This window comes from Moraxella sp. DOX410 (assembly GCF_032248735.1).
GTDB lineage: Bacteria > Pseudomonadota > Gammaproteobacteria > Pseudomonadales > Moraxellaceae > Faucicola > Faucicola tetraodonis.
In genome coordinates this window covers 1-11,706 of record NZ_CP135141.1, presented here as the reverse complement: position 1 = coordinate 11,706, position 11,706 = coordinate 1, and the positions used below count along the sequence as shown (strand labels likewise).

General features: G+C 43.4%; 11 protein-coding genes. All 11 read right to left on the bottom strand.

Features of this window, described 5'->3' with window-relative positions; genetic code table 11:
• Positions 1–182 precede the first annotated feature (182 nt).
• Positions 183–1,472: an ATP-grasp domain-containing protein gene (locus RNZ41_RS11450; protein ID WP_100271371.1), complete on the bottom strand. Its 1,290-nt coding sequence runs from the start codon at positions 1,470–1,472 to the stop codon at positions 183–185.
• Positions 1,473–1,569: 97 nt separating this feature from the next.
• Positions 1,570–2,439: a twin-arginine translocase subunit TatC gene (gene tatC / locus RNZ41_RS11445; protein WP_011959994.1), complete on the bottom strand. Its 870-nt coding sequence runs from the start codon at positions 2,437–2,439 to the stop codon at positions 1,570–1,572.
• Positions 2,436–2,822 (bottom strand): Sec-independent protein translocase protein TatB, encoded by a 387-nt coding sequence (gene tatB / locus RNZ41_RS11440; protein WP_036599454.1) that lies wholly within the window; start codon positions 2,820–2,822, stop codon positions 2,436–2,438. Before tatB ends, tatC begins: the two co-directional genes overlap by 4 nt.
• 55 nt (positions 2,823–2,877) lie before the next feature.
• The gene (tatA, locus tag RNZ41_RS11435; RefSeq protein WP_011959992.1) at positions 2,878–3,162 is read right to left on the bottom strand and encodes a Sec-independent protein translocase subunit TatA; all 285 of its coding nucleotides are present in this window, start codon (positions 3,160–3,162) and stop codon (positions 2,878–2,880) included.
• Positions 3,163–3,242: 80 nt separating this feature from the next.
• A complete protein-coding gene (locus RNZ41_RS11430; RefSeq protein ID WP_314027920.1) occupies positions 3,243–5,633 on the bottom strand; it encodes a copper-transporting P-type ATPase in 2,391 nt (796 codons plus the stop codon).
• 303 nt (positions 5,634–5,936) lie between these two features.
• Positions 5,937–6,431, bottom strand: coding sequence for a DUF305 domain-containing protein (locus RNZ41_RS11425; protein WP_036599458.1), 495 nt, complete (start codon positions 6,429–6,431; stop codon positions 5,937–5,939).
• Between the two features lie 27 nt (positions 6,432–6,458).
• Positions 6,459–7,658: a copper resistance protein B gene (locus tag RNZ41_RS11420; protein WP_314027900.1), complete on the bottom strand. Its 1,200-nt coding sequence runs from the start codon at positions 7,656–7,658 to the stop codon at positions 6,459–6,461.
• 31 nt (positions 7,659–7,689) lie between these two features.
• Entirely contained in the window at positions 7,690–9,396 is a 1,707-nt protein-coding gene (locus RNZ41_RS11415) for a copper resistance system multicopper oxidase (protein WP_314027898.1), read from the bottom strand.
• A 93-nt stretch (positions 9,397–9,489) separates the two neighbouring features.
• On the bottom strand, positions 9,490–10,128 hold the full coding sequence (locus RNZ41_RS11410; protein ID WP_314027897.1) for a DUF411 domain-containing protein: 639 nt from the start codon (positions 10,126–10,128) through the stop codon (positions 9,490–9,492).
• 165 nt (positions 10,129–10,293) lie between these two features.
• The gene (locus RNZ41_RS11405) at positions 10,294–10,884 is read right to left on the bottom strand and encodes a c-type cytochrome (RefSeq protein ID WP_314027896.1); all 591 of its coding nucleotides are present in this window, start codon (positions 10,882–10,884) and stop codon (positions 10,294–10,296) included.
• A 61-nt stretch (positions 10,885–10,945) separates the two neighbouring features.
• Entirely contained in the window at positions 10,946–11,218 is a 273-nt protein-coding gene (locus tag RNZ41_RS11400; protein ID WP_065262499.1) for a hypothetical protein, read from the bottom strand.
• Between the last annotated feature and the right edge of the window lie 488 nt (positions 11,219–11,706).

The following is an 11,706-nucleotide window of genomic DNA, read 5'->3' as shown; positions in this document are numbered from 1 at the left end:
TTCTGTGCTGACCCCATTTACTGCTATCTCTAGCTCCAATTGTTTTCGAAGTGTTTTGAAAAGCGTGCCGAAAGTAATAGACAATCATAAATATACAACCATCTTTTGTTAGGTAAGAAGAATATTGAATTAGTTAACCGGACTTATAACAGCCTAATGCCATCTAAATAAGACCTAGACGATCACACCTGAAAGACAGGCGCGAATCCACCGCCTGGCGTACGGAAGTTAGTCACCTGACCTTGATACACACGCGCAGCAGGTAGTAACAGTTTTCCGCCATACGTATAAAGACGTATATCTACCTTTCTTGTTGTTACGATGTCATCAATTTTGAGTGATCTCTCTCCTGCAGGGACAAAGGTCTGTGCGATATAATCTTCATCCAGAATGTTTTCGAAGACGCGTCGAGTCAGTTTGCTACCGCGATAAACGCCTTTGCTTCCATGACCAGCAACTGGCTTAAAAAACAGTTGCCGCCGAGTAAGCCACAACTCTGCTGCATCGTCTCTTGATACAATCTTAGTCCTCGGTACAGACCTTTCGAGGCACTCCACTGCAGCCTCATCCAGACCCCAAGAGCGCAATATTTGGGAGTCTGATAGCAATGTCAGGTTTTGCTTATTGGCCAACATAGCATGTACGCGGGGATTGGGTGTCACTACCACAGCACCCTCTAAATAAGCCTGCTTAAGCAATACATGGTCAGGGTCCTCAAATGCAAAGTCGACAAGCCGATTGTAAATCATATCGATTTTCTGGCCATGGGCTGTTAACGTACCGTCGATATACTCGAGTTCAGAGGGATCAAGTATCACAGTATCAATACCTCTAGCTTGGAGCAGTTGACAGGCTAACTCAAACTCTAAGAACATGAACTGACTCTCGGGGTCATTGTCCACAATGGCTATCCGATTGGGCATAACAACAGCGGACTGTCGCTGCCATTCCTGTTTGAACATGTCAAACACTGCTTCCTCGAACCTATCTAGCATTTGATTGGTTGCAGCGCTTTGCTCTGAGGGGTTGCAACAGCGTTTTTGTGCGCGAGCGAGCAACACATTCAGAAATGCGCCACCGGCATTAGTATTGACCTCGATGAGCTGAGGTCCATCGCTACCCAAGTGAAAGTCATAACCCATGAGGGCCCCTATTGGGCCTGGGTCGAAAGCAGCTATTTCTGGTGCCCACGACAGCACTTGCTCTTGATACAATGGCAGTTCGGCAGCTGACTCGATAGCCCTGACGATTCGCTCCATCGCCTCTATCTCTGTTTTGGGAACGAACACGGGTGTTGCTGAAAAAAGCTTATTAAGCTCGTTCGCTCCTATTGGATTGTTTCTAGTTTCTACCAATTGATCTTGAAGGCTTGTATTAAGCGCTTTACGATCAAGGGTAATGCAGTAGCACTCTTGGTTAAGTCGATTTGCAAGACCGTCATTTTTTTCGTTGTTATTAGTTGGGTGTTCCATTTAGAGTCCGTCGCTAAGTAGAGTACTCACGCTGACATACTCTAGTAAAAAGTAAAAAGTAAAAAGTAAAAAAGGTTCTTGGCGTGTTTAAGTAGTGCTAGCTACTTTCTAATGTTTCATTCCCTGAGACTAAATCATTATTTCGTTCATTTTTAATTAATATCTTTGCTAAGAGTAAACCCAGCTCAAATAATAGCCACATAGGAATCGCCAACAACAGCATTGATACACCATCAGGCGGTGTCACTACCGCGGCGATCCCAAAACAGCCGACTATGATATAACGACGCTTATCTTCTAAAATTTGAGTAGAAACGATTCCGGCCATTATCAGCAATAAGGTAACCACTGGAATCTCAAAAGTCAGTCCAAACACCATAAATAGCTTGAGGGCAAAGCTCAGATAACTGTCAATATCGGTCATTGGTATAACGTTCTGCGGAGCGAACATAATAAAAAATTTCAATACCCCTTTGAGTACGACAAAGTAGGAAAAAGCAACACCCGCATAAAATAGAAATATCGAAGATAGCAGTACAGGAATGGCAATTTTCTTCTCTTTTTTATATAAGCCGGAAGCTACAAATGACCAAATTTGATACAGGATATAAGGCATTGCTAAAAATGCGGCGACGAATATCGTTAAGCGAATGGGTGCCATAAAGTTTGACGTTATATCAGTGGCAATCATGGTCGAATTGATGGGTAACTGCGCCACTAATGGGTCTGATAAAAGATTATAAAGCTCGCGTGAAAATCCCACCAATACTAAGAATATAATTAAGACGACCACGCATATTCTTATTAAGTGCGTACGCAGCTCGATTAAATGTCCGGTAATAGGCATATCGCCAAGCGTACCTAACGTATCTCCAGACTCACTATTCTGTGTTGTATCTGTTGGCGCCTCAAACTCTATATCTGTTATTTTTTCTTGTCGACTTTTTTGCCGTTTAAATAGGCTCACTGATCCGCCTCCTGTTTAATGAACGAGGAGGTAGTATTCTGTTGATGGTCTTTATCATAAGGGGTGATTGACTGATGTGAAGCGTCTAGGCTTTGGTTCTGTGACTGCTCAAACTTTTGCATACTGCCACGCATTTCTGCTAATTCGCGCTTCATATCCGACTCGGTCTGACGGATTTTCGCAAGTTCATTTTGCATTTGTTGACGTGTTTCAGCTAGATCAAGCTCAGCTTCTATTTCAGATTGTAGGGTGGATACTGTACGGCGCAGTTTGGCATACCATTGCCCAGCGGTACGTGCGGCTTGCGGCAGTTTTTCTGGGCCCAATACGATTAAAGCAATGACGCCAAACAAGAGTAATTCGGAAAACCCAATATCAAACATAACAGTCACATATATTAATAGACTACTTAGTGCCGCTATTTATAAGCGGCGCGCTTCATACTTTAGGCTGGTCATCAGTGGAAATAGGGCTGATTTCCATATCATCAGCCTGATTACCTACACGCGTATTTAAATCATTACTTGCAGCTGGCGTACTATTTTCATGGCTAAGCACATGATTTTTGCGAGCATTCTCGGGTTCTTCATCTTTGACCGCTTCTTTAAAACCCTTCACCGCACCGCCTAAATCTTTACCTGCATTTTTAAGCTTGGCAGTACCAAATACGACCACCACTACGACCAATAAAATCAGCCAATGTGTAATAGAAAAGCTGCCCATAACGGTATCCTTATATTTTGTGATCTTGTTTAGACCAGTATGTGTCAGTGTGCTTTAGAACACTTTTTACCGTACCAGAATTATAGTTTCAAACGGCGCAATCGCAGCGCGTTAGCAATCACCGAGAATGACGACAAGCTCATCGCTGCCGCTGCTATCATCGGACTGAGCAGAATCCCAAATATGGGATAGAGCACACCTGCGGCAATAGGAACACCAAGTGCATTGTAGATAAAGGCAAAAAACAGATTCTGTCTGATATTGCGCATGGTGGCGTGGCTAAGCTTATAAGCTTTGGCAATGCCCATTAAATCACCTTTTAGCAGGGTAATGCCCGCACTCTCCATCGCCACATCGGTACCGGTTCCCATAGCGATACCAACATTAGCTTGCGCTAGCGCTGGTGCGTCGTTGATACCATCACCCGCCATAGCGACCAATTTACCGCTGTCTTGCATTTCTTTGACGATACGGTTTTTATCCTCTGGTGAGACATCCGCATGAACTTCATCAATACCTAGTTTATTGGCGACTGCCTGCGCGGTTTTTTCGTTGTCACCGGTTAGCATCACAACTTTTAAACCTGCGTCATGAAGCAGTGAAATAGCCTCTTTAGTGCTTGGTTTAATAGGGTCAGCAACTGAAATAATACCAGCAGCTTTACCGTCTATAGCCACAAACATTACCGTTTCACCGTCTTTTCTACGGACATCAGCTTTAGTGGACAGCTCATTATCAAAACTATTTAGGCTTTCCATAAGCTTAGAGTTACCAATAGCGACTTTCTTACCATCGACCACGGCTTGTACGCCTTCGCCAGTAGTCGAATTAAAGTCAGTAGCTTTAGGAATAATGAGTGATCTTTCTTGAGCTGCTCTAACGATAGCTTCTGCTAAAGGATGCTCGCTAGCGCTTTCTACTGAGGCTACCAATGCGAGGAACTCGTCTTCATCTTGACCTACCTGCGCATCAATTGCGGTAAGCTCGGGCTTACCAGCGGTCAGTGTTCCGGTCTTGTCGACGACAATGGTATCGACTTTTTCCATACTCTCTAACGCTTCAGCATTTTTGATGAGGACGCCGTTTTGCGCGCCTTTGCCGGTACCAACCATAATGGACATCGGCGTCGCTAGACCAAGGGCACAAGGACAAGCAATAATCAGTACCGCAATCGCGTTAACCAAAGCATAGGCCATAGCGGGCTCAGGGCCGAATATCGCCCAGACAATAAAGGTAATGACGGAGCAAATAAGCACGATCGGTACGAACCACCCAGCTACCTTATCTACCAATTTCTGTATAGGTGCGCGGCTACGCTGGGCTTCAGCAACCATTTGTACAATTTTAGATAATACTGAATCTGCTCCAACATTGACCGCTTCGACTAATAGCGTTCCGGTGCCATTTACCGTACCACCAGTCACTGTATCTCCTGCTACTTTTGATACAGGGATTGGTTCACCCGTTACCATTGATTCATCAACATTACTATTACCATCGATCACTGTACCGTCTACGGGCAACTTCTCACCTGGTCTAACCCGTAACTTATCGCCACTGACAACCTCATCAAGCGAGACTTCGATCTCTTCTCCATTTTCGTCAACACGTCTTGCGGTTGGTGGTGCTAGCTCAAGCAATGCTCGAATCGCACCTGAAGTTTGGCTTCTGGCTTTGAGCTCTAATACTTGACCCAACAATACTAAGGTTACAATGACAGCTGCTGCTTCATAGTAGACTCCGACTTGACCACTAGCGTCTCTAAAACTGTCTGGGAAAATATTGGGAAAAAAGGTCGCGACAATACTAAAAATATAAGCAGCGCCTACGCCTATCGCAATCAAGGTAAACATATTTAGATTGCGGCTTTTTATAGACTGCCAGCCACGAACGAAAAACGGGGCGGCCCCCCAAAGCACTACAGGTGTCGCAAGCACCAACTCAGCCCATTGTAAAACCTGTGAAGGTATGCCATACTGACTAAAGTCAACTCCAAACATACCGCTCATAACATATATTAATAGCGGTACAGTCAACACGGTACATATCCAAAAACGACGAGTCATGTCGTCAAGCTCTGAGGTGTCCTCTTCACCGATAGTAAGCGTTTCGGGCTCAAGCGCCATACCACATATCGGACAACCGCTATTTCTAACGTCTCTCACTTCAGGATGCATAGGACAGGTATATACCGTGCCATCGTAATCAGCAGGTACTTTATCGTATTTACCGCCTTTAACAGATTTTACTCCGCTACTATCAGTATCCTTTCCATGACAGCTAGCGTGACTATCATCTTTAGCAACTTCGTCTTCAGGTTTAAGAAACATGCCACATATTGGGCAGTCACTTTTTTCAACATCTCTTACTTCTGGATGCATAGGACAAATATAGACCGTACCGCTATAATTTTCCGGTACTTTATCGTACTGACCACCTTTGATAGATTTTTCATCGGCAATATGTTTCATAAAACCACTCCTTGAAGACAATAAATATTGATAATAAGTACAACTCTTAAAGCACTCTCACTCAAAAATAGCAATCGACAGATATTGAACATTTCGATATAGGAATAAGAGGTTTTGAAATAAGAACAGTAAAACAAAGAGCAGTTACTGCAGTTGAAGGGGTAGGTAAAAAATCACATTAATTATCTGTGCAATCTGTCCTTTTAAGGTAAAGGTACCAGCGAAGACTATAGCGCCGATACCAGGTATCACCATTTTTTCATAATCAATTTCTTAGCTTGCCATACCTCTATATATAGCCGTCTATTCGAGCTCTTCAATAAGCGCTTGCATCTCAGCGATTTCACGCTTTTGCGCTTTAATAATATCGTCAGCGAGCTGTTGTACTCTAGGGTCTTCAATATCTGCTCTTGAGCTCGTCAAAATAGCAATCGAGTGATGAGGTATCATGGCTTGCATCCAATCGACTTGATCAACCGTTGCTTGGGAACGCACACCCCAAATACCTACAGCAAACATTACTACACTTATTCCATAAACCAGTAAATTAATCTTAGTCTTTTTATACATATTGCTCATAAAGGCGAGCATGATAATCGCCATGACTGCGCCCATATATAATGCCATATAGGCTCGGGTCTCACTAAAATAAACATGATCCAGCTGATAGGTATTAAAATACATCATGATAAACATTACAATCGTAGACGTAAGAATCATCAAAGTGAACTTCACATAAGGATTCATGCCCTGTTGATGGCTTTGATGATTCATGCTGTTTTGATCAGAAGTATTCATAATATATCTCCTATAATTTTGACAATGTTAGAACCAGAATGTAACACCGGCAGTCAAACTACTGCTATCAACCGATTCATTTTCTTGACGCCGCTGGCCACGCGCACTGCCAAGAGCCGTCTCATAGCTCACACCGACGTAAGGTGCCAGTTGACGATTTAAAGTCTCGTACATTAATCTAACTTCAGCGTCAAAATCATTGAACCCTTTAGCAATACCGTTATCAGTATCGTCTTTACTAAAGGCTGTCAGCCCTACTTCTGGTCTGACAACCCAACGCTGAGTCAAACGCCACTCATATGCCGTACCTAAGTCAAGACGTACTTGACCATCAGTATAGAGATAGGCTCTTGCATCTGTTTCAACAAAGTATGGTGCAGTACCTACGATACCCGCCATAAGGGCAGCCTTATCGTTTTTGGTATCATAAGCGACACCTGCTTCACCATTCCAAAAAATACTTAGCGGCTTCCAATAAGCCAGTGAGGTCAGACTATCAATTTTTTTATCGTCCTTAGTCTGAACACTACCTTCGCTGCGTACAGCTAGGCGTCGCTCATCTTTTCCATACCAAGCATCCACCTCATAGTTAATCTGATCGTCATCAAACTGATAGCCCAACTGTTCTACAGAAACACCCCATAATGGCATATCACCCATCATCATAGGCTTACCATAACGCCCATAGGGAACGCCGTTTGAATAGTCAGGACTGCGAGCATCAGCTGGAGCTTTACCACCTTGCATACCTGACATATCCATACTGCCATGGTCCATACCTGACATATCCATACTGCTATGGTCCATGCCTGACATATCCATTTTGCTATGGTCCATGCCTGACATATCCATTTTGCTATGGTCCATGCCTGACATGTCCATTTTGCCATGGTCCATGCCTGACATATCCATTTTGCTATGGTCCATGCCTGACATATCCATTTTGCTATGATCCATGCCTGACATATCCATACAGCCATGGTCCATGCCTGACATATCCATTTTGCTATGGTCCATGCCTGACATATCCATACAGCCATGGTTCATGCCTGACATATCCATTTTGCTATGATCCATATCCGACATGTCCATTTTGCTGTGGTCCATGCCCGACATAGTTATGTCTTTTTTAACCGTGGACGGGTCAGCAGCATTAGCAAATGATGATGCTAATAATACCAATGATGATACCCCGGCGAACCGTAAACCTACTTTATGTATTTTCATCTCATCTCTCACTTAACCATCAAAGATTTGCTTAAACGACCGCCACTTCTCTAAACATACCGGCTTCCATGTGATAGAGCAGATGACAATGCCATGCCCATCGACCAGCTTCTCCTGTGACATCAAAGCTAATTTTTTGTGCCGGTTGCACCATAATAGTATGCTTGCGCACCTGAAACTCGCCGTTAGGCATGCGCAAATCGCTCCACATCCCATGTAAATGCATCGGATGATTCATCATCGTGTCATTGACTAAGGTAATACGCACGCGCTCATTCGGCTTAATATTGACCGGCGTGGCCTCACTGAACTTAACCCCATCAAACGCCCAAATATAGCGCTCCATGTTACCGGTTAAATGTAGCTCGATCTCTCGGGTAGGCTTGCGCTGCTCCGCAAATATTGCCTCATCGACAGAGCGTAGCTGACTATAATTCAATACCTCTCTATTAATATTGCGCAGGTTGATACCTGGATCGTCAAGGTTCACACGTGGACTGTCCACACGCATATCAGACTTAAAGTCATATTCTGTTTTAGCGTGCTTAGCTTTATAACCATTAGCACCCATAGCACCCATCATATCTGCCATGGTGAGCCATTCAATTTTGTCCATAGCAGGCGTTGCCGCACGAGCACCTTCTTTGGTGGCAAGCGTTGCTGCGACATAGCCCGAACGGTCTATGTTTTGGGCAAATATGGTATGCGCATCTTTGGTCGGGGTGACAATGACATCATAGGTTTCAGCCACGCCAATGCGAAAGTCATCAATCGCAACTGGGGCGACATCAATGCCATCGGTTGCCACCACAGTCATTTTGAGACCGGGTATGCGCACATCAAAGATAGTTTGTGCTGAGGCATTGATAAAGCGTAATTTAACGCGCTGTCCTGCTTTGACGATTTGCGCCCAATTAGCTGCGGTCGTTTTGCCATTGATAAGGTAGGTAAATGTGTTTTCACCCGACAAGTCCGTAAAATCAGTGGGCATCATGCGCATCTGATTCCACATTTTGCGCTCATCAAACGCGGTTTTCATATCCGTTTCGGCAATATCAGCAAGCAGTTTTTTGAAGTCTGGTAGATGATAGTTATCAAAGTCGGCGCGCTGTTTGAGCAGCTTCAAGAGATTATGCGGGTTGCGGCTGGTCCAATCACTAAGCACGATCACATGGTCTTCGTCGATAGGATGACGCTCACGCCCTTTAGGTTCAATCACAATGGCACCCAGCATACCGGTTTGTTCTTGAAACCCACTGTGTGAGTGATACCAATAAGTGCCTGATTGTTTTAATTTGAATTTATAAGTAAAGGTGCTGTTCGCAGGAATGCCATCAAAGCTAATGCCCGGCACCCCATCCATCTCAAACGGTACTAGTAGTCCATGCCAATGGATAGAGGTTGATTCATCCATCTGATTATGAACACGTATCACCACCGTATCGCCTTCACGCATTTTTAGCGTCGGTGCTGGTAGTGAATCATTGATGAGCGTCGCCATGCTCTTTTTGCCGTTCACAATAACGGACTGTTTACTGACGTATAAATCAAACTCTTTCCCTGTCAATACAGGTACTTTATGAACGTTTTGATCACTATTAATCGTAGCGCCCTGACTGCCTGAGCGACTCGATTGTCCCAGTGCGCTACTAGCAATAGTCGGCATCAAGGAGGCACCAAGGACAGCAGAGGATCCGGTTAAAAAACGTCGGCGGTTCAGTATGTTCTGTTTATTCATAATGATGACCTTATTTAATTTGAGAGATGGTGGTTAAGCTTATAGTTATAATATTTCGATATTTAACAGAATCTATTCACATCTAAGCCAACACTACAGCTGCTGCTGAGGAGACTCAATAGCAGCATAGACTTCTGTGGTGCCGTCTTTATTAAGCTGCATTACCTTATAAGGCATGAATTTACCTTCATACTCCATACCGGGGCTACCAACCGGCATACTCGGTACAGCAAGTCCAATAGCTTGTGCAGGAGGATTTGCTAAGAATTCAGCCATGTGTTTAGCAGGGACATGCCCTTCAAAGACAAAACCGTCGGTGGTAACGGTGGTATGACAAGAACGCATGTGCTGTGGTACGCCATAACGCTCCTTAAATAAGGATAGATCTGCAACATCGTGCGTGGTTGCGTTTAATCCATTACCTTCTGCATAGCCTACCCACTCTTTGCAGCAGCCGCAGTTGGCATCTTTATAAACCGTGGCTGAGACGTTTTTGAGTAATGATGACGAGCTGTTAACGGGAGCATTTGCAGGAGCAGAACTTTCATTCTGTACTTGTGCATTCTGGGCAGCAGACTGTTCAACCTTTACTGGTTGAGAATCAGAGCCACTGATATTAGATTGGCTGCAAGCGGCTAGCGTTAACGAGAGTGACGATGTCACCACCAATAAAAGGACACGACCGGATAACCAGTTATGTCCATTAGAAAACACATGTGTGTAATGTTTCATTAAATTACTCCTAAACGTCTATTGTTATGCTCGCTATTCTAAAAACTTACACCCTATATTTGAATTCTTATGTACTTAACTAAAAACATTAAATGCAGCACTGTTCAGTACTACATTGGTGATAGCGACAACCGTGAGTTAGCAGGCTTTCATATCTAGAAAGTATTAATGCTGCATTCCAGATCCATCATCCGACATATTCATCTCACCATCAAATGACATGTCCATCATATCGTCATCTATCCTAGTGGTTAGCATCGTGTACTGAGCTTCATCTAATTTAGGTAACGATCTGATAAAAGCAACCATTGCCCACATTCTAGCGTCATCATGAGAGGCGCCCCATGCAGGCATTCCCGAAGCCATAATTCCGTGTTTGATTGCCCAAAAGCTTTGCTTTGCACCGTCCGCTGTTTGATAACGTTTGACGATCTCAGCCTTAGTGAAGTTAGGTGGCTTTGGATATAAGTTTTCGCTAAAGTCAGTTTTGTCCACTCCCGGAGATAAGTGACAGCCTGCACACATATCTTTATAGTCCGCGCCCCCAGAGCTGATATCGACCTTCTCTAAATCTGGTACCACAATATCTTTACTGGCATTTGCTATGGAACGATTGCGAGCGGTTTCCAAAAAGCTAAACATCATTGGGCTATGCTCTTGGTCAGCTCCCACATAGACAACGCCACTGGTAACAATCGCAAACACGCTAACGATTGCCACAAATACAGTAAAGAGCGCACCCAATAAAAATTTCATATGTTTTCCTAAAAATTTATTTCCGTTAAGTGTTGACTGCTATTGAACAGAGCTAAAATTTTTAAGATTTACTGTCGTTAGTAACGCAGTGTTTTTGGTACATTTGCTTCATTTTACCCATATTAGCCATCATCGCTTTCATAGCAGGATCTTTCATATCCATCTTGCTATGATCCATTTTTCCCATCATATCCATATGCTTTTTCATCTTTTCACAGTTCATTTGATCTTTTTCAGCATGCAATTTTGGGTCATGCGCCATAGCTGAGGTCGATACGACAAGAGCGATGGCCGTCATTGCGATTGATTTAGACAGTAATTTAAATTGTGACATGATTAATTCCTATTGTTTGGATTAAAGGCTATTGAGTTCAATAGCTGTTAAACTAGCCTAAATGATACATTAATCATTCTGACTGGTAGATGACGTTAAGATTACAATGCTGTCATTCTTACCGCTTTAGATTTTAATGCGCGATATATTCATTTAATATGGCTTCAGCATTTGTATCACGATCTCTACCATATTTTTTCAAAAAATACTTTTCAGACTGCAAATGTTGCTCGTAGAGATGGTCTGTATCAGAGACAAACCTCTATGCGGTGTTGATTTAGAATACTAAATGGTGGCTGACAGCTAGATGGCACGGATATTACATGTTCGTTAGGAACAGCATAATATTGTCATCTTCTTGTCATTAAAACCAAATACCAGCATCTGTCTCTATCCAAAGAACACTGTTATAACAAGGGTTTCTGATAAATATATGGCTGATAAGCTAACAATGTTAGTGATACGCTGTTGACAACTATAATGATATA